The sequence below is a fragment of the Lentimonas sp. CC4 genome (genome assembly GCF_902728235.1).
GTDB lineage: Bacteria > Verrucomicrobiota > Verrucomicrobiia > Opitutales > Coraliomargaritaceae > Lentimonas.
Map to the genome: position 1 here is coordinate 1,464,225 of NZ_CACVBO010000001.1, position 23,359 is coordinate 1,487,583.

21 protein-coding genes are annotated in these 23,359 nt (G+C 52.9%); 7 read left to right on the top strand and 14 right to left on the bottom strand.

Going from position 1 to position 23,359, the window contains the following annotated elements; translation table 11 throughout:
* Nucleotides 1–5: 5 nt before the first annotated feature.
* Both pyk and GZZ87_RS06420 read right to left on the bottom strand, forming a co-directional pair.
* A complete protein-coding gene (gene pyk, locus GZZ87_RS06415; protein WP_162025699.1) occupies nt 6–1,436 on the bottom strand; it encodes a pyruvate kinase in 1,431 nt (476 codons plus the stop codon).
* 51 nt (nt 1,437–1,487) lie between these two features.
* Entirely contained in the window at nt 1,488–2,270 is a 783-nt protein-coding gene (locus tag GZZ87_RS06420; RefSeq protein WP_162025700.1) for an MBL fold metallo-hydrolase, read from the bottom strand.
* Between the two features lie 184 nt (nt 2,271–2,454).
* On the opposite strand from GZZ87_RS06420, the gene folE2 reads away from it, so the two are divergent.
* Together folE2 and GZZ87_RS06430 are read left to right on the top strand one after the other, a co-directional pair.
* Nucleotides 2,455–3,435: a GTP cyclohydrolase FolE2 gene (gene folE2 / locus GZZ87_RS06425; RefSeq protein ID WP_162025701.1), complete on the top strand. Its 981-nt coding sequence runs from the start codon at nt 2,455–2,457 to the stop codon at nt 3,433–3,435.
* A 146-nt stretch (nt 3,436–3,581) separates the two neighbouring features.
* Entirely contained in the window at nt 3,582–4,094 is a 513-nt protein-coding gene (locus GZZ87_RS06430) for an NUDIX domain-containing protein (protein ID WP_244648042.1), read from the top strand.
* 14 nt (nt 4,095–4,108) lie between these two features.
* Here the strand turns inward: GZZ87_RS06430 and GZZ87_RS06435 are convergent, their stop codons facing one another.
* Both GZZ87_RS06435 and GZZ87_RS06440 read right to left on the bottom strand, forming a co-directional pair.
* Nucleotides 4,109–4,816, bottom strand: a complete 708-nt coding sequence (locus GZZ87_RS06435) for a hypothetical protein (RefSeq protein ID WP_162051277.1) — start codon at nt 4,814–4,816, stop codon at nt 4,109–4,111.
* Nucleotides 4,817–4,836: 20 nt separating this feature from the next.
* Nucleotides 4,837–7,926 (bottom strand): hypothetical protein, encoded by a 3,090-nt coding sequence (locus GZZ87_RS06440; RefSeq protein ID WP_162025703.1) that lies wholly within the window; start codon nt 7,924–7,926, stop codon nt 4,837–4,839.
* A 204-nt stretch (nt 7,927–8,130) separates the two neighbouring features.
* On the opposite strand from GZZ87_RS06440, the gene GZZ87_RS06445 reads away from it, so the two are divergent.
* The gene (locus GZZ87_RS06445) at nt 8,131–9,660 is read left to right on the top strand and encodes a sigma-54 dependent transcriptional regulator (RefSeq protein ID WP_162025704.1); all 1,530 of its coding nucleotides are present in this window, start codon (nt 8,131–8,133) and stop codon (nt 9,658–9,660) included.
* 98 nt (nt 9,661–9,758) lie between these two features.
* Here GZZ87_RS06445 and GZZ87_RS06450 read toward each other — a convergent pair whose 3' ends face one another.
* The 6 genes from GZZ87_RS06450 to GZZ87_RS06475 all read right to left on the bottom strand — a co-directional run bounded on the left by GZZ87_RS06450 (nt 9,759) and on the right by GZZ87_RS06475 (nt 13,698).
* Nucleotides 9,759–10,436, bottom strand: a complete 678-nt coding sequence (locus tag GZZ87_RS06450) for a DUF1573 domain-containing protein (RefSeq protein WP_162025705.1) — start codon at nt 10,434–10,436, stop codon at nt 9,759–9,761.
* Between the two features lie 101 nt (nt 10,437–10,537).
* The gene (locus GZZ87_RS06455) at nt 10,538–11,215 is read right to left on the bottom strand and encodes a DUF1573 domain-containing protein (protein WP_162051186.1); all 678 of its coding nucleotides are present in this window, start codon (nt 11,213–11,215) and stop codon (nt 10,538–10,540) included.
* A 132-nt stretch (nt 11,216–11,347) separates the two neighbouring features.
* The gene (locus tag GZZ87_RS06460) at nt 11,348–11,779 is read right to left on the bottom strand and encodes a MauE/DoxX family redox-associated membrane protein (protein WP_162025707.1); all 432 of its coding nucleotides are present in this window, start codon (nt 11,777–11,779) and stop codon (nt 11,348–11,350) included.
* Nucleotides 11,767–12,180 (bottom strand): rhodanese-like domain-containing protein, encoded by a 414-nt coding sequence (locus tag GZZ87_RS06465; RefSeq protein ID WP_162025708.1) that lies wholly within the window; start codon nt 12,178–12,180, stop codon nt 11,767–11,769. Before GZZ87_RS06465 ends, GZZ87_RS06460 begins: the two co-directional genes overlap by 13 nt.
* A gap of 244 nt (nt 12,181–12,424) precedes the next feature.
* The gene (locus tag GZZ87_RS06470) at nt 12,425–13,024 is read right to left on the bottom strand and encodes a hypothetical protein (protein ID WP_162025709.1); all 600 of its coding nucleotides are present in this window, start codon (nt 13,022–13,024) and stop codon (nt 12,425–12,427) included.
* 89 nt (nt 13,025–13,113) lie between these two features.
* Nucleotides 13,114–13,698: a YdeI/OmpD-associated family protein gene (locus GZZ87_RS06475; protein ID WP_162025710.1), complete on the bottom strand. Its 585-nt coding sequence runs from the start codon at nt 13,696–13,698 to the stop codon at nt 13,114–13,116.
* A 290-nt stretch (nt 13,699–13,988) separates the two neighbouring features.
* Here GZZ87_RS06475 and GZZ87_RS06480 point away from each other — a divergent pair, with 290 nt between their 5' ends.
* Nucleotides 13,989–14,408 (top strand): secondary thiamine-phosphate synthase enzyme YjbQ, encoded by a 420-nt coding sequence (locus tag GZZ87_RS06480; RefSeq protein WP_162025711.1) that lies wholly within the window; start codon nt 13,989–13,991, stop codon nt 14,406–14,408.
* A gap of 84 nt (nt 14,409–14,492) precedes the next feature.
* Here GZZ87_RS06480 and GZZ87_RS06485 read toward each other — a convergent pair whose 3' ends face one another.
* The 4 genes from GZZ87_RS06485 to GZZ87_RS06500 form a co-directional block, all read right to left on the bottom strand.
* Complete coding sequence (locus GZZ87_RS06485) at nt 14,493–14,834, bottom strand: nuclear transport factor 2 family protein (RefSeq protein WP_162025712.1); 342 nt, start codon at nt 14,832–14,834, stop codon at nt 14,493–14,495.
* A gap of 152 nt (nt 14,835–14,986) precedes the next feature.
* On the bottom strand, nt 14,987–15,625 hold the full coding sequence (locus tag GZZ87_RS06490) for an SGNH/GDSL hydrolase family protein (RefSeq protein ID WP_162025713.1): 639 nt from the start codon (nt 15,623–15,625) through the stop codon (nt 14,987–14,989).
* Nucleotides 15,626–15,643: 18 nt separating this feature from the next.
* Nucleotides 15,644–17,191: an adenylosuccinate synthetase gene (locus tag GZZ87_RS06495; RefSeq protein ID WP_162025714.1), complete on the bottom strand. Its 1,548-nt coding sequence runs from the start codon at nt 17,189–17,191 to the stop codon at nt 15,644–15,646.
* A gap of 51 nt (nt 17,192–17,242) precedes the next feature.
* Complete coding sequence (locus GZZ87_RS06500) at nt 17,243–18,820, bottom strand: IMP dehydrogenase (RefSeq protein WP_162025715.1); 1,578 nt, start codon at nt 18,818–18,820, stop codon at nt 17,243–17,245.
* A 57-nt stretch (nt 18,821–18,877) separates the two neighbouring features.
* On the opposite strand from GZZ87_RS06500, the gene GZZ87_RS06505 reads away from it, so the two are divergent.
* The 3 genes from GZZ87_RS06505 to GZZ87_RS06515 all read left to right on the top strand — a co-directional run bounded on the left by GZZ87_RS06505 (nt 18,878) and on the right by GZZ87_RS06515 (nt 23,229).
* The gene (locus GZZ87_RS06505; protein ID WP_162025716.1) at nt 18,878–19,864 is read left to right on the top strand and encodes an o-succinylbenzoate synthase; all 987 of its coding nucleotides are present in this window, start codon (nt 18,878–18,880) and stop codon (nt 19,862–19,864) included.
* Nucleotides 19,846–21,213 (top strand): AMP-binding protein, encoded by a 1,368-nt coding sequence (locus GZZ87_RS06510; RefSeq protein ID WP_162025717.1) that lies wholly within the window; start codon nt 19,846–19,848, stop codon nt 21,211–21,213. Before GZZ87_RS06505 ends, GZZ87_RS06510 begins: the two co-directional genes overlap by 19 nt.
* A gap of 87 nt (nt 21,214–21,300) precedes the next feature.
* Nucleotides 21,301–23,229 carry a PHP domain-containing protein gene (locus GZZ87_RS06515; protein ID WP_162025718.1) on the top strand — a complete coding sequence of 643 codons (1,929 nt, stop codon included), beginning with the start codon at nt 21,301–21,303 and terminating at the stop codon, nt 23,227–23,229.
* The last annotated feature ends 130 nt before the right edge of the window (nt 23,230–23,359 follow it).

Genomic DNA, 23,359 nt, shown 5'->3' on the forward strand with positions numbered 1-23,359 from the left:
CCCTATTATTCAACCTCACGAAGCTGGATGGTGTCGACAATCTTTTCGCCTGCGATGACATTGGTAATGACGACCATTGGTGCGCCAGACTTTGCCCATTTTCGCTCTTTCAGTGCCTTGAATGCGTTTTGAATCGTGCGTTCAGGGTTTTCGTCATCGAATTCGAGGAAAAATGGCTCGATGCCGCGCATGATCAGAAGCTGACCGAAAGTGTCTTTGTTATCGGTAAATGCGTAAACGGGCACTTTCGCTCGGAGCGATGAGAGCTTTTGTGGGAGTAAGCCACGGCGTGTGAAGACCACGATCGCGGCATCGTCGAGCTCAGAGGCCAGATACGCGGCAGAACGCAGCATTTTCGACTTTGGCTGCTTCAGCACGAGATCTTCGCGTAGCACGGGGCCATCTTCGGCTTCCATGCGGTTGGCGATGCGATTGATGGTTTCAACGCACTCGACCGGGTATTTGCCGACTGTGGTTTCACCAGAGAGCATCACGCAGTCGGCTTCTTCGCGGATCGCGTTGGCGATGTCAGTGACTTCGGCGCGCGTCGGGATCGGTGAGTCGATCATCGACTCGAGCATATGTGTCGCCACGATGACCGGAGTGGTGTGTTGAATGCAGGTATTGATCGCGCGGGACTGAATCAGCGGCAGGTCTTCAAAGGGGCACTCAATGCCGAGGTCGCCACGAGCCACCATCAAGCCATCGGATGCCTTGATGATATCCTCTAGATTGCGAATCGCTTGCTGGTCTTCGATCTTGGCGATCACCTTCGCAGTCGAACCCTTGTCGGAGAGATAGCGGTGGAAAATGTCGAGGTCGTCGGGTTCGCGAACAAAGGAGAGTGCGAAAAACTCGATGTCTTCTTCGATGCCAACATCGACATCGCCCTGGTCCTTTTTAGTGAGCGCAGGTAGGTTGACGCGCACGCCTGGTAAATTGATGTGGCGACGGTTGCCCATTGGTCCAGGGATGAGCACTTCACAGCGCACGTGCTTGTCATGGACGATTTCGAGCACGAGTAGTCGTATCAAGCCGCTATCCACGAGCACGGTGTCGCCCTCGTTGATGTCCTTGGAAAAGCCGGGATAGTTGATGTCGACGCGGCGAATGCCATCTTCGCCCACACCACCAATGCCTTCGCCGTAGGTGAAGTCGATGATTTCGCCTTTTTGTAGTTCAAAGGTCTCAGGCACGTCCCCCGTGCGGATTTCCGGGCCCTTGACGTCCATCATGATCGCGATTTTGCGACCGACGTTCTTACATACCTTGCGCACACGCTGTATGATTTCGCGGGTCCATGCGTGATCCGCATGCGCCATGTTGATGCGGCAGATGTCGACGCCTGCGTGGATCAGCTTTTCAAGCATCTCCTCGCTTTGTGTGGCTGGGCCGACAGTGAAAATGATTTTTGTTTTGCGATATGGATTTTTCATAGGGAGAAAAAATGTATTCGTGATGATTAACTGATCGCAGCGGGGGTAGTATCAACCATAGGGATCGATCACTTTGATAGTGAAGGTGCTAGCGTTCCCAGATAGCTCCGCAAACTTATTTTTTACCAGCTCTACGGTATTGCAGTCTTTACTTAAGTGCGCCAGATAGACTTCGCGCACCGCGGAATCCCCGTTTAGGCCGCTCAGAGCCTCGTGGCAGGCGTCATTCGAGAGGTGGCCGTGTCGCCCGCGAATGCGTTGTTTGAGGGACCACGGGCGACGTTCGTCACTATCCAGTAACTTTTCGTCGTAATTGGCTTCGAGCACTAAAGTGTGCACTGATTTGATGTGTTCCTTAATGTGTTCAGGCACATACCCCAAGTCGGTGACCCAGGCTAAACTCTGGCGCGGTGAGATCAGGTCGCCTTCTTCGCCCCAATGAAATGTGTAGCCGACAGGATCGTAGGCATCGTGCGGCACTGAGAAGGAGCGCACGTCGATATCGCGAAATTTAAAGGCCGATCCGGTCTGAAAGACCTGCCAGTTGACTTTCTTGACGAGTTTTCCCTGAATTGCGTCTGCGGTATCGCGATTGGCAAAGACGGGCAGGTCGGCGCGTTTGGCGAGTCCGCGAATGCCTTGTGCGTGGTCGCTGTGCTCGTGTGTGAGGAAGACTGCGTCGATGGTATCGATGGATTCGCCGATTGCGTTGAGCATCAGTCCGATACGCTTGCCTGAGAACCCCGCATCAATCAGGATTTTGCTATTGCCCGTGCGGAGTAGGGAGCAATTGCCATTGCTACTGGAACCTAAGATCTGAAAGTCGGTCGACATGTGGGCTGAGACTTAGCACGCCTTCCTAGTTCGGCAAAGCCTTTTTACGAACTTGCCAAGTTCGGGAATACTGCTTTACCTCCTCCGCTCTTATAAAGACAGACGCGGGCTTGCGCCTCTAGTCATTCTCAGACAGGTTGTTATGTGAATGTTGGTAGCACGCCCGCAGACGATCCATCGAAGCATGAAAAATAAAAATAGCATTCCAGCACAGGTTGAACTGACTTCCGCACCCGCAAAGCCAGTGAAATTCTATGATCAGGATTTCGTCCTTACAGACGAATATCGCTCCGACCTGCCGGATATGCAGAACGCCGACGCACAGCAGATCTTCGGCGCGAATGTGCCGATCCTTAAAGTCGGTATTTCCAATTTTAAGCTCCCGCTTCGCTACATTACACCGACGTCGGATACGCAAACCCTTGAAACCTCGGTCACTGGCACCGTCTCTTTAGAGGCCAACCAGAAAGGGATCAACATGTCGCGTATCATGCGCGTGTTCTACACTTTTCAAGATCGCATCTTCACGCCTGACCTGTTGCACGAGATATTGCTCGAGTATAAGACTGAGGTCATTGCGCACCGTGCACAGCTGAAGCTTGATTTCGAATATCCGATCTTGAAGCCCAGCTTACGTAGCGGGCTCGAAGGTTGGCAGTATTATAAGTGTGCGTTTGAGGGTAAGATCGATGAGCTCGACCGCTTCCGTAAATACATCCACTTCGATTTCATCTACTCTTCGGCTTGCCCATGCTCTTCCGAGCTTTCTGAGCATGCGCGTGGCAGCCGTAATATCTATGGTATCCCGCACTCGCAGCGTAGCACCGCTCGGGTGAGTGTTGAAGTGGCTGAAGGCGCACATCTCGCGATCGAAGATATCCAGCAGATCTGCCTCGAAGCACTCAAGACCGAGACGCAAGTCATGGTCAAGCGTGAGGACGAGCAGGCATTTGCTGAGATGAATGGTGCCTTTACTAAATTTGTCGAAGACGCAGCGCGCCTGCTCTACGAGCAGCTTGATGAAGAGCCGCGTATCGTAGATTTTCAAGTCGCTTGCGCTCACCTCGAGTCACTGCACTCACACGATGCGGTTGCGGTGATTAACAAAGGTGTGCCCGGCGGCTTCACTGGTCACTTTGAAGATTTCAAGGGGTTGATTCGCTAAGTCTTTGATACGTCGTGACTACGGGCTGACGAGCGGGTATTTTTCTAATTGTTCATATTATTTATACCCGAAATTGGAACTTTGGTCGTTGATGGGCTATCATAGTTGCGATTCGTATCATTTCCCTAACTTTATAATACCGAGCCGTGCAAGATCCTGAAGAATTATTTGATATCGTAGATGCCGAGGACACTGTCCTTGGCACTGAGATCCGTTCCGTCGTCCACCGCGAAAAGCTAATGCACCGTGCGGTGCACATCTTTGTATTTAACGCAGCAGGTCAACTTTACCTGCAACGCCGCTCGCTGACGAAAGACTCGGCTCCCGGTAAATGGGTGAGCTCATGCTCTGGGCACGTCGATAGCGGTGAGGATTACGATGTTGCTGCGACACGCGAACTGGGTGAAGAGATCGGCTTACTTGATCCGCTGAATTTGACCCGTATTTTCAAGGAGTCGCCTTGTAAGCAAACCGGACAGGAGTTCGTTTGGGTCTATCGTTGCGAATCGGAGGGGCCGTTTAAGCTCGATCCTGACGAAGTCAGCGATGGCAAGTGGGTTGATATCGATGAGCTCAATGCATGGATCGAACGAGCGCCGCGCGACTTCGCGTGGTCGTTTACCCACCTGTGGGAGAAATACAGCGCGTTGGCTGTGTAGCCAGCCTAGGCGATTTATTCTTTAATCTCGTTGGGCGATTCGAGCAGTAGATGCCCGCCGATTCGCAAAGAGCCTTTTCGTGCAGGTGGTCTTAATATCAAGATGCCTCGACTCCCAGAAGTGATACGAAGCCGATTTTTGTAGAGTAGGTGGAATCGTTCACCGCCTTTTGCAGCAATTGATATTTCGGCAGATCCATTGGACCCAAGCTGAATGGGTTTGCTGGCATCACCATTCTTGATGGTGATTTGAGAGTCATTGATTTTTCCAATCACATTGACCTCTGTGATGTTGGCGACTCGGAGGCTTCCGAGCGGGAAGTTTCTGGAAGAGTCGTCAATCGAGTGGATTTTTAAGTCATCTGCAGAGTCGCCTTGTTGGAAAATCAGAAGAGCCCTCGTATCTGTTGGTGTTAATGAAACGTGGCCTATCGGGGTGATGCTCGGGGAGTCTGATGCTGTGTGTTTTCGGTAGAAATGCAGTATTCCACTTTCTACTGGGAGTGTTGCAGTGTAACTACTGGAGCGGCTTTTCGGGTTGAATTGGATTAGCGTCAGGCTTCCGTTGGCACTTTTGAAATAGATGTTCGATGTATTGATCGGCCTGAGTGCATAGGTGGTGAAAATAATGGTGAATGTTTGTGAGGCTTCTGCGCTATGGGATTGAGATAGGATCGTGCAGAATGAGACAAGGGAGATCAGGATATGCCAGGCGTATTTCATGAATAGAGCAATCGATGCGTTTATCTTACGGGAGGTATCCATTTGAGATCAATGATTTCAAACTCTCGGCCGAACTGGGCGTTTGAGTGAGCGTCGGGTGTGCGTTGTAGGGTGGCCTCTAGATAGGTCTCGGATTCGATTTTATTTGTGATGGGGTTCACTGCGGACCCATAGGCTCGAACCTTGAATGTGTCTGATCGAACAAAGCTTAACGGCCCCAGTGCATTCATTAATGTTGCTTGCGAGATGTAGGCCGGAGAGTGGGGCGGAATAGCGTCGGTGTTGCTGCTGCGATTGTTGATTGCGGGCACGCTATCAATTGCATCTTGCAAAATGCCTTCATTGAGAAACTCAGCCATGCTGAACGCGGGATGGCTGTTGGTAGAGTATGATTCTACTATGCGGTCAACAATGGCAGTGCTGAGTGCATCGAGGTCTGCGTCCGTGAGCTCGCGCAGTGATTGGTAGAAGGCGGGGTATTGAAGTATATTTAACCAAGTTGTGTTGTTGATGCTAAACGCATTCAGGTAGTCGCTCGTGGTCTCGCGTGCAATGAATTGATAGCTTGGGGCGCTCGCTTGTTCGGCGTTGTTGTGAACAATACTGTGAGGGTTGTTGATAAATAGGTTGTCTAGCGATTCTGTGAGTTGGGTTCGCGCGGGGGCATCCGAACTGATTGATTGTTCGTATTGAAATTCCAATGCTTGCGCGGGGAACTGCTTACCCGACAAAACACTTTTCCATGCAGCTGCGGATGTAGAGTTCAAGTTGAACCCATTTTCCAGTGTCACCTCAGATGCTGTTTCGGCGTCGGTTAATTGTGGTTCCCCTTTGAAGCGTTTGATTCGGTTGTTGGCTAAGGGTGTAGTCGAGTCCCATTCCAAAGTGTCTGGGGCCGGTAATGTGGAGAAAAAGTATTGGTCGTAGAATTGGTTGAGCTCATTGCCCCACGGATTGCCGAGGCTATTTGCATGGTGGTCTCTGAACTTGAGCGCACGGAAGATCCCGACATCGAGCACTTCGCTCGTGGGTAGATCAATGACACGCGCAATTCGGTCGCGTCGCCCTGTGAGTGTGGTGCCTGTTTCGTAGTGAAAGAAATCGTCACTTTTGAAGCTCTGTGATGGGTCGAATTCACCAAGGTCTGTGTCGATGTCGTTGAGCCTAAAGTCGTATGGAACCGCTGGGGCAGTGTCCCACGCGTTGTTCAGGCTCCATGTGTTTAGGTCGGCACTAATCGAGTGAGTGCGAATGTCGTATTGGCTCAGCCAGTTTGAGATGTCTGTGATCGGCCCGGGGACTTCTTGTTCGTCCAGCATGCGGTAGCGAAAGGCAAATGCGTAACCCTGCACTTCGAGTGATTGTGTATTCATGCCCCACGCGCCAGTGCTGGAGGTGGGCACCCGTTTCAGCCATGTTGCCCGGTTGTTGTAGGAGTTGTAATTGTAGTGAATCGTGAAATCAGAATATCCGCTTATTTCTGTTTTCTCTATTTCGCGTTCAGTGCCGCTTGCGTTTAAGCCGATCAGGCTGATCTCGATGGGTGCCCCTCCGAAGTGGAAGGTGCCGGTGTAATCATCGGATCGGCTGCCTCGTATGATTTCTGGTAGAATGGTTTGTATCGTGCCGCTATTATTAGTGCCGTGTGGATCACCTGAGCTGCTGGGGTCGAGCGGCAGACTGGTGCGATAGACCATGCCTGGGCGCAGGATTTTTGGTCCCGTGTGGTGATCGCTCCAGAGGATATCAATGTCAGGGATGCTCCCTGTGCCAGTATCACCGGTGCCATTGTTTGTGATTAAAAACGATGGAAGGTTTTTGATCTCAACTCGAAGGTTCGAGAATCCGCGCGAGTCGGCCATCGTCTCGTCGCCAATGAGAATCGGGATGGTATAGGGGTTCCAGAGTTCTATGTAGACTTTTTGGATGATGTGAATCGGGCTGTCGGTAATCGTCGAATTAGAGACATTGCCTCCGTCGGTTGCGATGCCGAGGCTTAGCTGGAATTCGGTGATGACTGGTGTTAGATTGAAGTGACTGACACGTGCGTTGGCCGCTGCGATCGTATCGTCTTCGATTTGCATCCCCATGATTTCATCTGTGGGATAGGCGGTTGGGTTGCCTCTGAACTGTATGAGCTTGATGGCATCAGGGGTGAGTAGCCCGTTGGGCTCTTCGAATGTTGAATCGATCTCGGCTTGTGTGCTCGTTGTGGCATCGAGTGTTTTGAGCAACGAGAGGTCCTTTTTTAGGCCACCATGAAGAGGGTTCGAGAATACAAATTCGTTGCGTAGGGTAAAGTCATGCAAGAATGACGCTTTGATCTGGTTTTGATCGTTGCTTGTTTTGTCGCCAATAAGGAGCTCCACTTGTTTGGATGAGAGGGCGATCTCTAAGGATTCATCTACGGTGGAATTATCGTCGTCGATGTCGAAAAACAGATCGTAATCAAATACGGGGTCATGGCGGGCAGAAAGCACTTCCTTTGACCGAAGGTTATAGTCGAGCAAGGCGCTGTCGTCTTCGAGTGCTTCAATGCGGCTGGTGAGTTCGGTCGTTACGCTGACGGGGGCTTTGGCGCCTTCGTCGCTGATCCACCATGCGTAACGAGTCGCTTGTGCGTCGGTAGTGATGAACTCGATCTGTGTGTTTGAGAAATCGCCGTCCTCTGTGATGTCCTTGTTGCTATTGGCATCGAACGCTTCTTCTAGGGAGATGACTGATGTTGGTAAATTCGCGGGGTCTGCATTTGCTCCAGAAACCAACCATGTCGGTTCGGCGCTTGGATCGGTGGTGTCCCATACCCCCGTCCAGAATTTTGCGGCGGGAGCGTAGTTGCCATCGCCTAGAATCTCGGCGCGGGCGGTGACGCGTTGGTCGGGGCCGGCGTGTTTTTGCAGTTCGCCGATCGCTAACATGAGCGCGAGGCGGGCACTTTCGCGGGCGCGTAGCTGCTCCAGACTGTTAGTGGCCGCGCGTGATTCGACCTGCACGAGCGTCGTCATCGACAGTAGGAGCAGTAGGATGAACGCCATCAACATCAGTGCCAATACCAGCGCAAAACCACTTTGGTGGCCTTGCAGACGCGGTTGGCTGTGACGAGGTGTCATAATTTTTCCTAGTAGAAGGTTTTATGCCGAAAGTGCGAGGATGGACAAAAGGTTGCTGAGATCGAGTTGTTTGACTGTTAAGTTTTGGAAAACTGGTGTTTGAGATTTAAACGTTGTTGGCGTTTGATGGGGAAATAATCAAGAATGCATCATTCTTGCTATTCTTTGCGATTCTTTGCTAATTATCGGCAACTCGTAGTTATTATGTCTTCCACATCCAACACTCCCACTATTCTCGTTATCGATGATGATGACGATCTTCGTTATTCTCTGAAACGCGTCCTTTCGGCGCGTAAATACAATGTAATTGAGGCAAATAGTGGTGAAACTGGCCTACAGATGGCGGAGCAGCATGCGCCGAATGTGATCTTGTTGGATAACCGCATGGGCGGGATGAGCGGTATCGAGGCGCTGCAGCATTTACGTGGCGCGAACCCGAATGCGATGATCATCCTGATGACTGCCTATGGCACGACTCAGACGACGATCGAGGCGATGAAGTTTGGCGCCTTTGACTACATCATGAAGCCCTTTGATCCGAAGAAGATCCTTACATTGACCGAGTCGGCCTTGGCGTCGTCTGAGGATTTGGATCGCGCCAGCCAAGAGAAAAAATCGGAGGGAGTGAGTGCGGAGGAAATCGAGGGAGGCATCATCGGTAGTTCATCTGCGATGCAGGCTGTGTTTAAAATGATCGGTCAGGTCGCTGCGAGCGATGTCACGGTCATGGTAACGGGCGAGAGTGGCACGGGTAAGGAGTTGATTGCGCGGGCGATCTTTCAAAATAGCCTGCGCTCAAAAAAGCCGTATATCGCGGTGAATTGCGCGGCGATTCCTGATAATTTGATCGAGAGTGAGTTGTTTGGTCACGAGAAGGGCTCGTTCACTGGAGCCACGACGCAGCGTATTGGTAAGTTTGAGCTCTGTGATGGTGGCACCATTTTTCTGGATGAAATCGGCGATATGGCGCTGTCGACGCAGACTAAGATCTTACGCGCACTCCAAGAGGGTGAGATTCAGCGCGTCGGGGGCAGTGGCACGATCAAGGTCGATGTGCGCTTGCTGGCTGCGACGAATAAGCCACTCGAAGAGATGGTGAAGGAGAAGACTTTCCGTGAAGATCTCTACTATCGTCTCAATGTGGTGCGCTTGCAGTTGCCGCCGCTCCGTGAGCGTATGGAAGATGTGCCGCTACTGGTCGATTTCGTGCTCAAGCGTTTGGCGCGTGATAGTAAGGCGGATACCAAGGCGATCTCGCCTGAAGCGATGGCTGTGTTGGCCAAATACACCTGGCCGGGCAACGTTCGCGAGTTGGAGAATTTGATCTACCGCAGTGCGGTGATGGCGCAGAGCGATACGATTTTAATCAAGGATCTGCCGCAGGAGCTGATTTCAGCCGTTGGTGATGAGGCCTTGCTGACACGCTCGCCGTTTCAAGAGGAGGTGGTTACAAACATCGACGACCGTGCTCAAATCGTTGGGTCGGTTGAAGTGCCGCCTGCGCCAGCGCCCGCTGAGCCGCAGTTGGGTTGCATGCCAGGAGAGCCGTTTAGTGAGGTGTATCAGCAGTTACGCAAGGATCATGGCACCAACATTCTCGAACACGCTGAGCGCGAGTTAATCAAGCGAGCGCTCGAAGAGATGGAGGGTAAGCAGGTTCGTGCCGCTGAGGTGCTCGGTATCACACGTGCAACGCTCCGTAAGCGTGTTGTCCAGTATGATCTTGGTAAATGACCTTAGGTCATTTACTAAGAATGGCGAATAGCTGATGCGTGATGGCTAATTGGGCTTCTGTGGTTAGCCATTATTCATTCGCCATCGCAGCTTCGCTGCTACGGCTGCACGAACACGAGCAGGCGGGCTTTGGCTGTCATGCCGTCTTCGCCTGTGGCTTTGATCACAATGGGTTCTTGGATCTTTTGCTCAAAGGATTTTGGCAAGACGCGTAGAATCAAGTCCACTTTGCCGTCTGGGTCGGTTTCTTCAGTTAGTGTGACGTATGCAGCATCATACTCGATATCACTGATTTTGTTTACGTATCGTTTGTCGAGTGTGATTCGGACCTGGCGATTTGTTTGTGAGCTCGTTGGATCCCAGTAGACGAGCGATGGCTGCACATCCACTAATTTTGGGATTTCCACGATCATGTGTAGCGTGGCGACAGGGTCGGGCTGGTTGTCGAGAAAGACCTCTAGTTTATTGCGGTTCAGTCCTTCGCGGTTTCCTTTATTGAAGGTGCCAGTGATGGTGGTCGATTCTCCTGGTGCCAGGTTTTTTTTGTCAAGTAATGAGCCCGTGCAGCCGCAACTCGTCTTAACGCGGGCGATACGCACAGTCTCGTCGCTTTTGTTCGTCACCACATATTCCGCACGTGCTTCTTCTTGTCCTGGCTCTAACTCAATGTGTGCCTCGGTCTGGTTCCATTCGAGGAGGGAGGCCTGTGCAATGCGTGGGAGTGCTAGTGTTGCGAGTGTGATCGCTAAGAAGAAAGGCGTCAGACGTTGTAACATGAGACAGATAGCAGAGAAGTGTTTTTAGAGGGGCGTATGGCAAGGGGGAAGCCATTTTACGCAAGCTCATCGATCAATACGATCTGAAGTCGCCAACTGGCCTAAGGCTGCACGAAAATGTGCAGCCGTGCGTCGGCTTTCATGCCGTCTTTGCCTCGGCCTGTGATGATCACGGTTTCGCGGATTAGTTTGTCGAAGGATTGCGGTAGAATACGTAAGATGCGGTCTGCTTTACCAGTGGGGTCAGTTTCTTCGAGAATGATGAGCTTCGACTGGTCATATTCGATTTCGCTGATTTCGGAGACGTAGCGTTTGTCCAGTGTGATACGGACCTGACGGTCGGTCTTCGAGGTGTCGGCGTTCCAATAGACGATCTGCGGTTGCGCATCGACCAGTTTGGGCACTTGCACGATCATGTGTAGTGTCGCGACGGCCTCGGGTTGATTGTCGAGGAACACCTCGAGCTTGTTGTGGTTGAGCCCTTGGCGTTTCCCTTTGTTGAACGTGCCAGTGATAGTGGCCGATTCGCCCGGTTTGATGATTTTGTTGTCGAGTAGTGAACCTGTGCAACCGCAGCTGGTTTTAACTCGTGCGATACGCACGGTCTCGTCGCCCTTATTGGTCACGATGTATTCGGCACGGGCTTGTTCTTGGCCTGGTTTCATTTCGATCCGGGCTTCGGTTTGATCCCACTCCAGCCGAGAGGCGTCTGCTACTAGGGGCAGAAGGAGAACTAGGAGGGGAATCGCGAAGAAAACTGAAGGCAGACGTTTAAACATGATGGGTAATAGAAGAATGCGTGTTTGAGGTCGTCGCAAGCGGATTTGAATACGAATGGCACTCACAGAAGCCAAAGTAGAAGCGGCTTCCAGCCGCTAGCTGTCGTGTGAAAAGCGGCTGGAAGCACGCTTCTACTCTTTGGAATCTTGCCTAAACACGAGGAGCGCTGCCCCGAGCAGCAATGCATTCCGAAGTATCAACCAGCGATAGTCTGTGGCGATTTCGCCGGTTTCAGCGCCGAAGCAGCCACAGCTGATGTCGAGCCCTCGCACCCACGCACTGCTATGCAGCACGATGAATACGAACAGCAATACCCCGATGAGTGCCGAACTGGTGCGTCGAATCGCTGGCATGAGGATACCGAGGCCGAGCACGAGCTCCAGCCAGGGGAGAAAGAGCGCAACCCACAAGGAGAGGTCTGAATCGATCACCCGAAAGGCCGCGACCGAAACTGCAAATGCGACAGGATCTTGAATCTTCGGCAAGGCAGCCATCACAAACACGCCCGCGAGTATGAGACGCGCGATCAATACGAAGAGCGATTTTTTGTCTATTGCACCCATGCGTCCCATCCTCCTTTCAAGCTGTAGATTTCGGCGTCTGGCAATGCCTCACGCAGGCGATCTGCGATGCGCTGACTCGTGCCGCAACTTTCGCTGCCGCAATACACGATGATCGTGCGTGGATTTATCAGCCATGCGCCCATGAGCTCGACGATTCCTGTCTCCCAATTGTCCTCCTGGAGCAAAACGGCCTCGGGGATGTGGTCTGCGATAAATTCGGCTTCGCTGCGTGCATCGACCCACAGCACGTCGAGTGCACGGGCATCGGCGAGTTGAATCTCCCCAGGCGCTAACTCTGGTTCTGCCCAGGGGAGTGGTGCGATGCCATTGAATAACGAGAATGCCGCACCGATACAGGTGAGGCAGGCAATGATTGTAAATTCTCGAAGGTATCGGGACATGAAGCAGCAACGCTAGCGAACCTGACGGCGCGCGCAAGGAGACAGTCTCCACGTTCGCACAAAACGTTTGGTGCTCCTGTTGTTTCCTTGTCTATTAAATAAAAAGTAGGGGCTTTGCTTTGCGAAGACCGCGAAGGCAGTAATGCTTACGCAGGTTCAATCGCTTCCGTCCTAGAAGGTGGTTCGACTGCTAGTCTTTGTATTTTGCGTTTGCCCGCCTTTTTTGTCTCCCCGATTGGTTCGCTCATTTACTTAGAGTTTCAGTTTTTTGGAAGATGTCGCCCTTGAAATAGGCTTCATTGATTGTGGGGAGGAAAAGCTCAGGGTCTCCTGGGATGTGTATTAGGTCTTCTTCGATTTGAATTCTTTTTAGTAAGTCTATAGATTTTAATTTCCAGATGTAGTTATCTTTAAAATTTTGTAAGGCCAAGTGATCGTTTCCTCTGAATGTGAGTGACTCATCATTAACTTCGAGGCCGAATATGACATGTCGTTTTGGTATGAAAATTCTTTTTAGAATGTCAGTTCCACTGGGAACAGGACTGAGATGTTGCTCTGCAAAATCTTCGCTCTCGATGATTAGATCTATGTATGAATGGTCGTCCATTTTAAAGAGAGTCCCGTTTAGTATGATGACTCCATCGTTAGTTTTTAGCTCAATTTTATAGTCTTCTCCTCCGTTTTGGTTCTCGGTTATTGTGACTGACGTCGAGCTAGATTTGTCCGAATAGTTGCCGATCAATCGCTCATCTTTGATTTTTGAGTCCTCCGTGTAGAAGGGCTCGTCAGAGGAAATACAGCCTGTAATGAAAAGGACGACAAGAAGTGGGAACAATGCTTTCATTTGTATTAGCGAACGTTCAAAGTGACTCACGCGCTTTAGCGCGTTGAGTCCACTGCCTTGTTCGCCTTAGTTGATTTTGTGTTCACGGATTAAAAGAAGCTCGGTTTCACGCCTCGTTCGACAAGATCCAAATACTTTTTGAATCTGCGCGCTCTCGTTTCAGGCCTCTTGGCGGTGGTCAATGCGTAGGCGATTACATAACGATTAGACTTGGTGAGTTGTTCAAAAAACTCCTTCGCTTTCGGTCGTGACTCAATAGCTGCGAGGAAGTCATCTGGGATCTCCATTTCGCTTGCTGGAGCATACGCATCATCCCATCTCCCATCCTTCTTCGCCGCACGAACTTGAACCATTCCCGGTTCCTTCATGCGACGATCTTTCGTGAGACGTTCGACATGCTCAGTGTTTCGCTTCGACCATGAGCTACCATTCTTCCTTGGCGTAATTCTCTGAAGGTAAGCTTCGTCGCCGAGAGACTTCTTTACCCCGTCGATCCAGCCCCAGCATAGCGTCTCAATGACAATATTATTCCACGTAACGCTGGGCTTCCCCGACCCCTTCTTATACACCTTGATCCAAAGCTCGTCCTCGCTCGCGTGATTTGATTCCAGCCATTGGCCGAGTTGCTCTGAGGAAGCGAAAGATCGAGTTTTTGCTTTGTTGGGTTCTGGCATATTTTCTTTGGCGAACAAGTTATTATGCCATTCCACATATTATTCCCGTTAGAGACTGTCAATGCCACGTCGTGTGCGGGTATTCGCTGTTACCTGATTACATATCATTCTATTTGGGGTGATATGTAATTTTGACATATGATTCTTAGTCGCTTGGTCAGTCGGTTCGCTCGGGGCGCTTCTTGAGGATTCTCGGAGTTGAAGGCGTTAGCAAGCACGCATGCCACGTTTTGTTCGCACGTTGTGAAAAGACTTCCTACTTCCTAATTCTTCATTCCTAATTCTCCTCCATGCCTACCTTTACCAAACAGCTACAAGTCTCTGCTCCTGGGAAATCGACCGAAGAATTTACGTCCGCCATTGAGGGCGGCTTACGCGAGTCGGGCTTACGCGATGGCACGGTCACGGTGTTTTGCTGCCACACTAGCTGTAGTCTGGTGATTATGGAAAATGCCGATCCCTCGGCGCGACGTGATCTTGAGCGATTCATCGACCGCCTCGTGCCTGAGGATGATCCCGATTTTACCCATACGTATGAAGGGCCGGACGACATGCCGAGCCACATCAAAATGGCGCTGACTCGCACCGCAGAGGTGATTCCGTTCGTGGACGGTCGCCTTTGCCTCGGCACGTGGCAGGGTGTATTCCTCTGGGAGCATCGCGCACGGCCGCACTCACGCAAAATTGTGCTGAGTTATCAGGGGGAGTGAGCGTGAAGTGATACAGGCATTTTTGCCTGTTGCGCTGGAGAGGTGTGCGGACTCTGACGGGACAGGCAGGAATGCCTGTATCACTTACTCTTCGCCTTCTTCCTCGTCGAAGCGCGCGAGGCAGTAGGACGAGATCTCGTAGATCAAATTCTCTTCGATGGTGTAGATGTCGCAGTAGTGGACATCAGAATCGAGGTCGTTGCCTTCGACGACGACGTGGTTTCTGCCTTCAATCGTGCGGATATTTTTGAAGTTCGGGTTGCCCTCGGCTTCGGCCTCGGCGCAGGTCGCTTCGATGCCTGCTTTGCCTGCGATGATGTGATCGCCCACGATGTGCCACTCCGCTTCGTCGGCGATGAAGTCGAGTGCTTTGGCGGATTGTCCGAGTGAGAAGGCCTGGCAGGCTGCTACGATTTTTGCGTTCATGTCTGCTTTTTTAGCTGCCAGGATCGTTTTGTCGATAGTATCTCTACGCGTTTATCGAACCTCGACTCGGCAGCGTAGAAAGCTGTTCGCGGTGCCGTCGGGTGGGAGTGCGAGGCAAAGTAGCGCTCTAGAAGGGCTAAGCTAATGGCACTCTACCACTGGGCGCCGATGGCGTTAAAGAACGCTTTGGCGATGATGAGGTGGCCGGTTTGATTCGGGTGCACGCGATCTGAGCAGAGTGTCTGTGTCGGGCGCATTTCTAGGTAGGCGTCGAAGGCGGCTTGCACGTCGACAAACACGGCGTCGAATTCCTCAGCGAGGCGTTTGACGACTGCGCCGTAGGCGTCCATCTGCGCGCGCATCGGATCGGCCGGATTGGTTTCTAGGTAGAAGGGCGTCATGAGCACCAAGCCTTTTAAGTTGGGGCGTGTTGCGCTAAGGAGCTGGCGATAGACGTTTTCGAAGCGCTCTAAGTTGACGACGTCGGTATCGGTGACGTTGTCGAATTGGCGCCAGACGTCGTTGATTCCGATCATGATTGAGAGCCAGTCGGGCTGGTGAGCGAGCACGTCGTCGCGCCAGCGGGCTTCGAGATCGGTAATGCGATTGCCGCTAATGCCAGTATTTAAGACACGAACCCGTATTTCGGGATGGCAGGTTGCTAGTAGGCTGTTGGCTAGGTTAACGTAGCCATCGCCGAGTTCGCCACGTTCGCCGACTGGGCGCGGACGCCCACAGTCGGTGATTGAGTCGCCGATGAAAAGTAGAGTGTCTTGATCGCTAATTTTCATCGGGCATCTATGTGTGAATTACTTTGCGAGCTTCAAGAGCTCTTCAACTGCTGGCACGTCTTTGATGATCTGGCTTGGCTCGGGGCCGACGCCGATGTAGCGCAGGTTGGGAATCTTGTCCTTGTTTTGGTCGCCGTGGTTGGCGACGTCGACAAGGGCTTTGAGCATCCATGCGACGTAGTGCTTCGCTGCCTCGGGGAGGTCGGCAAAGTTACGCACGCCTGAGATGTCTTCGCTCCAGCCGGGCACCATTTTGTAAACAGGCTTGAGTGTGCGGCGATAGACGTCGTCGCGAGGCACGTGGTAAACCACCTTGCCTGCTTCGTCTTCGTAACCGATGCAGATCTGCAGCTCGCCTTGCCAGTCGCCGGAGTGGCTGAGGGCGTCGAGCTTGTTGAGCACGAGGTCTTGATAGCCGCCGTAGCGGAGGGCATCGCCTTTTTCCACTGCGTCATACCAACCAACCATGCGTTGACGGCCGGTGGTGGCACCAAACTCGATCATGCGCAGCTGCTTGCTGAGCGGGTGGTCGAGGTCGATTTCGGAAATGAATACGTGCGTGCCGACTTTGGTGTCGTAAGCCTTGCAGCAACCGACGTTATGGATGGCTTGCGCGGGGATGCCTGCGGATTGGAAGAACTCAGGTGTAAAGGTGTGCGAGGCGGTGACGTTGGGCGCGAAGCCGTGGCGTTTGTCGAGCCAGTAGGCTTGGCCGAATTCGCCGATGATGTAGTTGCCCTTGTCTTGCTCGCGTAGCACGAGTTCGCGCACGTCGGCGACTTGTGGTGCGAGGATTTGGCCCGCTGCCCAGTAGGCTTCGATCAAGGCGTCGAGGTTGAGCGTGAAGGGGGCGTCGCCTGCGAATTGGCTGAAGTCGAATTCGGCTTCGGTGAAGGCGCCGCTATCGATGATCTCTTTGTTGGCGCGAGTTTCGGCACCAGTGAGGGTGTCGAAGAGGCTGACCCAACGCTCGGGAGCGACTTGGCAGACGTGCTCGATGATGCGCAGCGCGCGGTCGGCGCGGTTGCGGAGCTTCGCGGCAAAGACTTCTTTCGGTCCACGGAAGTCAGCGTAGAAAATTTGGAATTGGCCGACCTCGTCGAGGTAGGCGGGTGTGATGCCACGACCCGTGGAGCCACGTGGATCGTCTTTGAGCACATGCACACGGTAGTCTTCGAACGCGAGGTCGAGCAAGCGATGGCAGACGTCTGAGACGAGGCAGCGCTCGTCGATGGCGAGGCGTTTGAGGGCGACGCAATCGTTTTGCTCAGCGTAGGCGACTTCCCAAAGAAACTTGCGAGGATCAGCGACGACACCGCAACCGATTGGCAGGTGTGGCACGTGTGGATCGGCGACGCCTCCAGGAAGGAGGTTGAGCTTTAGTCCTGCCACGGTGTGGCCGGAGTTGGAGCCACCGTTGACTTTCATGACGGCAGCGACGGCGTCCTGACGGCCGGTAATGTCGCGCAGTTCATTGACGATTTCTAGAATGACGCGGCCCTTGCCTTCGTCACCAGTGGAGATACCGGTGTCGGCAATGAGTTGAGAGGAAAATGGAGTGAGCATGTTTTTTTTGAAACGCTGAAAGTCTGAAATTTTGAAAAGCTGAAACTTGGACTACTTAGAACTGTCCGAACCGTTGTCGCTTGTTTTGACGGTGATGACGTCGTGCGGGGAGGACTCCTTTTGGCCAGCCGGGCTGACGCGGATGTAGCGGGCGTTGGCACGGAGCTCTTCGAGCTTGGCTGCGCCGAGGTAACCCATGCCGGACTGGATGCCGCCTACGAGTTCGCGGAGCACGCCGGAGAGTGAGCCTGCGGATTCTTTGAGGGCTTCGATGCCTTCGGCTGCGGCTTTGGTTGCAATGTCTTTGCGGTCGTGGCCGTAGCGAGAGGCGGAGCCGTCTTTCATTGCCGCGCTGCTGCCCATGCCTCGGTATTGCTTATAGAGCTTACCGTTGATCTCGATGATTTGGCCCGGTGACTCGTGGCAACCTGCGAGGAGGCTACCGCACATGACGCCGTCGGCGAGTGTGAGTGCTTTGACCATGTCGCCTGACTTGGTGATGCCACCGTCGGCTAGGATCGAGACGCCTTTGTTGCGAGCTGCGAGGGATGCGACGTAGAGTGCGGTCATCTGTGGGATGCCAACGCCTGCGACGATACGGGTGGTGCAAATTGAGCCGGGGCCTTGGCCGATTTTAATCGAGTTGGCACCTGCGTCTGCGAGGAAGTCCACGCCTTCGGCGCTGGTGACGTTACCTGCGATGAGTGTAATGTCCTTAAATTGTTCGCGTAGCATGCGGATCGAATCGCCGACGCCTTTGGAGAAGCCGTGTGCAGTGGAGACGGCGATGGCATCGACGCCTTCGTCGATTAGTTGGCCGACGTGTGTGATGATGCGGTCGCTATCGAGCGAGCCGTCGGTCTTGCGGTGTGCAGAGATCGCGGCGCCACACATGAGGCGGAAGTTTTCGTCGCGAGCAGGTTTGACGGACTGTTGAGACTCGCCGCTGATGCGCTCGATGTCGCTCAGAGTGAAGAGGCCACGCAGGCAATCGTTGTCGTCAACGATCAACAGTTTGTGAATACCAAGGTGTTTGGTGAAAAAGTCGTCTGCTGTTTTGATTGGGTCTGCGCCGATTTCTTTTTCGGTCAAGGTGTAAACTTGATCGCGCGGGGTCATCGCTTCGGAGACGAGGCGGTCGGCGTAGCGTGGTTTGACGACACGTCCAGGGAGCAGGCCGAGGAGTTTGTTGCCAGCGTCGACGACTGGGAAAGTGCTGAATCCGTATCCGCGAGCGTCGATGTATTCGATGATTTCGCCGATTTTTTGATCGGGGGCGACTTTAATTGGCTCTTGGATGAAGCCGTGAATGTGGTTTTTCACACGGGCGACTTCTTTGATCTGCTTCTCATCGCTCATGTTGTAGTGGATGAGTCCGAGGCCGCCGTTGAGTGCCATTTGAATGGCCATCTTCGATTCGGTCACCGTATCCATGTCCGAAGAGATGATCGGGATCTGTAGCTCTAGCGCGTCGGAGATGCGAGTGGCTAGATTGGTCTGGCGCGGCAGCACATCTGAATAGAGCGTGGCGAGCGAGATGTCGTCGTAGGTGAGGCCGGTCGGTAAGCTGTTGTAAAAGAACTTATCGGCGGGCTGATAGAAATCTGCGAGGCTGGCGTGTGCTGTCATGGAGTGAATCCAGCAAAAGATTGTCTTTTCTCAAGTAGAAACGACAGTTTAGAGCAAATGGGTCGCCGCTTTTCTTTCAAATCGTATCAGAGAACCTTCGCGAAGCCGCTACGCACCGCGCGTGGCGAGTGGTCGTTGCGGGATGGGTTTATTGTGCGGGTGGAGGATGATTCGGGCGTGGGTTACGGCGAGGTGGCGCCGATTCCGGAGTTTGGCACGGAGACGGTCGCGCAGGCAGAGGACTTTTTATGGGGCCTAGTGGCAGATCCAGACTTGCTCGATGATGCCGCAGCGCTGGCGAAGTTGCCGTGCTGTGCGTTTGGGCTGAGTGCGGCACAGGTGAGTGCGGAGCCGGTCGCTCGTCGGAGTTATGAGGTGGCGGCGTTGTTGCCTGCGGGGAGTGCTGGGTTGCGGGAATTGCCGATTAAATTGGCAGCGGGGTATGAGACGTTTAAGTGGAAGGTGGGCGTCGATCACGCAGAAGTGGAGCAAGCGGTGTTTCAGCAGATGGTGGCGCAGTTGCCGTCTGGGAGTCGTTTGCGTTTAGATGCGAATGGCGGGTTATCGGTGGCGGAGTTGGAGACTTGGCTGTGGTTGCTGCAGCGCACTCCCGATCAGGTGGAGTATTTGGAGCAGCCTTTGCCAGTTGGGCAAGAGCGCTTAATGGCGGGGCATTCGGAGTCGTTTGGCGTGCCGATCGCGTTAGATGAGTCGTTGAATGGCGTGGCGGGTTCTGGGTGGTTGAACAAATGGCTGGGACCTCTGGTCGTGAAGCCAGCGTTGATGGGCAATACGTGCGAGCTGGTGGAGCGTTTGCGCCCAGTGGCAGCACGGGTGGTGCTGTCGTCGGTCTTTGAGACGGCGATCGGCCTAGAGAATGCCTTGCATCTTGCAGATCAATTGCCCGAGCTGAATCGAGTGATTGGATTTGATACTTTGGATGCGTTCACAGATGGTTTGAGCTTTGGCGCGTCTGCGCCGAGTATGAACGCGTCGGTTCGTGGCATTCAGAACCCGACTTTGCTATGGAAACAGCTGGTTTAATTAATTTCGACGCGTTGCAGCGTGATTGGATCGTGGGAACCACGGGCCAGGCATTTTATCCGATGGTGCAGCGGTGTGTTGAGCAAATTGAGGCGGGTGGGGACGATGCGTCTGTGCGTGGCGTGATGATTCTCGAATCTGACCCCGTGCGGTTTGCCGCAGCGTTTTTTGCTGCGGTGCATGCGGGCGTGCCGGTTATTTTGGCGAATCCGAAATGGCAACGTGTGGAATGGGAGCGGGTGGTGACTTTAGTGAATCCTGCTGTGGTTTTTGGCAATTCTCCGATCTCAGATGCGGCGCGCTCGGGTATTACGCACCCCAAGGCAGGCACGATCTTGATCCCGACTGGGGGGAGTTCGGGCGGAGTGAAATTTGCGATGCATCGATGGGCAACGTTGGTGGCTGCGTGCGAAGGGGTGAGCTCGTTCATTGGCCCGGGGGCGATCAACTCTTGCTGTGTTTTGCCTCTGTATCATGTCAGCGGGTTGATGCAGTTAGTGCGCTCGTTTGCGACTGAAGGGCGCATTGTCTTTCCTGATTTTAAAGAACTGCTGGCTGGGCACTTTCCTGACTTCCCCGCGAGCTCGTTGTGCCTGTCTCTAGTGCCGACACAGTTGCAACGATTAATGGCGCAGCAGCGTTTGACGCATCGGTTGATGGCGATGCGGGCGATTTTTGTGGGCGGTGCATCGATACCTGGTTCGGTCGAGCAGCGCGCGCGTGAGCTAAAGCTGCCGGTTGTGCTGAGCTATGGGATGACCGAGACGGCTGCGATGGTGACCGCGTTGCCACCGGATGAGTTTCTTGCGGGGCATACCAATGTTGGACGTCCGCTAAGTCATGCACTGGTAAAGGTGATTCGTGATGATGGTAGTGTATGTCCTGTCGGAGAAATTGGGCATGTCCGGATCAATGCAAAGTCGCTGTTTCTAGGTTACCACCAGCGTCCTGCGAGCATAAGCCGTATTGGTTATTTGACGGATGATGAGGGCACTTTTGATTCGCTCGGACGCTTGCATATCGTCGGGCGCAGTGATCGGTTGATCATTAGCGGTGGGGAGAAGATTGATCCACACGAAGTGGAGCAGGCCATCATGGATACGGGCGCGGTCGAGCAAGTGCTAGTCATTGGCTGGCCGGACGCCGAGTGGGGGCAGAAGCTCGTGGCGTTTTATATTCCGGACATCGTGGTGAGTCATGAAGGGAAGTGGGAAGAAGAACTGCGTGCCGATTTAGCGAATTACAAGATCCCGAAGCAAATGATCCAGGTGCCGATCTTGCCGCTGAATGAGCGCGGGAAAGTGGATCGTAAATTGATGGAGCAGTTGATTGCGAGTAGCGAGCGGTAGCAGGTATTGTGGCGTCCACGCTTGCGAGTTGTTGGTAGATTGCTTCGTGAGTTGCATCTGTAGGCATATCTACCAATTTAGCGCGCTATGAATAAAGCCGATATCGTTGACGTGTTGGAGGACATTGCGGTTCTTCTCGAATTAAAAGGGGAGAACCCGTTTAAAATTCGTGCCTACTCGACAGGTGCGCGGGCGCTTGAGACGATGGAGGACGACCTTGGCGAATTGATCGAGTCGGGCAAGCTGGCTGGGATGCGCGGCATTGGTTCGGCACTCGTCGAGAAGATTGAGACGCTGCATGCGAGTGGGGAGTTGGCTTACTATACCGAGCTGCGGGCGTCGGTGGCACCGGGGTTGATTGAGATGTTGGATATCCCCGGGCTTGGTGGGAAGAAAGTTAAAAAGCTGCACGATGCGTTGGGAGTCGAATCGATCGATGCGCTAAAGGCGGCTTGTGAGTCGGGTGCTGTTGAGGCGCTCAAGGGGTTTGGCAAAAAGTCCGCAGAGAAGATTCTGAAGGGTATCGCGAATCGAGCCGCTTATGCGAAGCGTCATCACTGGTGGACGGCACGCGCGGTGGCGGAGCCAATCTTGGCCGGGCTGCAGGCCTTGCCACAGGTTGAGCGAGCGGAGGTCGCTGGTAGTTTGCGGCGTTTGCGTGAGACAGTGGGGGATTTGGACTTTATTGTGGCGTCGTCTGAGCCGCAGCCGATCATGGATTGGTTTGTGACGCAGCCGATGGTCGTTGAAGTGACGGCGCATGGCACAACGAAATCCAGTGTGCGTTATGAAGGTGGTTTACAGGCAGATTTACGTGTGGTTCCTGCGGCGCAGTTCGCCTTTGCACTGCACCACTTTACTGGATCAAAAGAGCATAATGTGGCGATGCGCCAGAGAGCGTTATCGAGGGGGTATAGCTTGAGTGAATGGGGGCTTAAGCGTATTGGTGATTTAAGTAGTGATAAAGCAAGTGATACTGAAGGCGATGAATTACGTGCTTTAAATAGTGATAAAAGTAGCTCGTTATTAAGTGATTTTAATGATGATGAAAATAGTGATTTTAAAACTGAGATTAAAGGTGATTTAAAAGCTGATAAATTAGGTGATTTTTCAAGTGATTCTAAAGATGATAAAGAAAGTGATAGAATAAGTGATGCATTGAATCGGGGGATTGATTCGGAGGGGGCTCTATTTGAATTTTTGGGCTTGAGCGAAATTGCACCCGAATTACGCGAAGGGCTTGGTGAGATCGAGGCGGCGGAGTCGGGTGGTTTACCGACACTAGTGACCAGTTCGGATATTCGTGGCGTGTTTCATAATCATACCACGGCTTCGGATGGTCGTGGCACGATCGAAGAAATGGCAGCGGCTGCGGAAGCACTTGGCTGGGACTATTTGGGCTTGGCGGATCATTCCAAGGCCAGTTACCAAGCCAATGGCTTAGATGATGAGCGTGTGTTGCGGATGGTTGAGAGTATTCGTGCGTTTAACGAATCGGGTGCATCGCTGGTGCATGTGTTCTCTGGCATCGAATGTGATATTTTACCCGACGGTTCGTTGGACTTAGAAGACAGCACTTTGGATGCTTTGGATTATGCGGTGATGTCGGTGCATTCCTCGTTTAGCCAATCCGAAGAAGAGATGACTGCGCGTGTGATTCGTGCGATTGAGCATCCCGCTACGACGATGATCGGGCATCCGACAGGACGTATTTTACTGCGCCGCGAGCCATATAAAGTTGACCTGCAGAAGGTGATCGATGCGGCGATTGCGAATCGTGTGATCATTGAGATTAACGCGAATCCGCGTCGTCTGGACATGGATTGGCGGCTTTGGCGGCGCGCGGCGGAGCGCGGTTTGATGTGCTCGATCAATCCGGATGCGCACAGCACGGACGGGCTTAGTTATTTTGATGCCGGTGTGAATATCGCGCGTAAGGGGTGGCTGAAAAAGGAGCAGGTGCTCAATAGTCGCGATTGTGCAGGTGTGGTAAAATGGTTGACTGAGCGGCAGTAGGACGCGGAACACATTGGTGGGACAGTAACTTTACCTTGAAATTACAGAATTAGCCTACTATCAACGCTCTACTAGTTAAATGGTCCTTCGCCCTAGGGACCCGGGTTACAGTCGCTCGTAGCATTTGGTC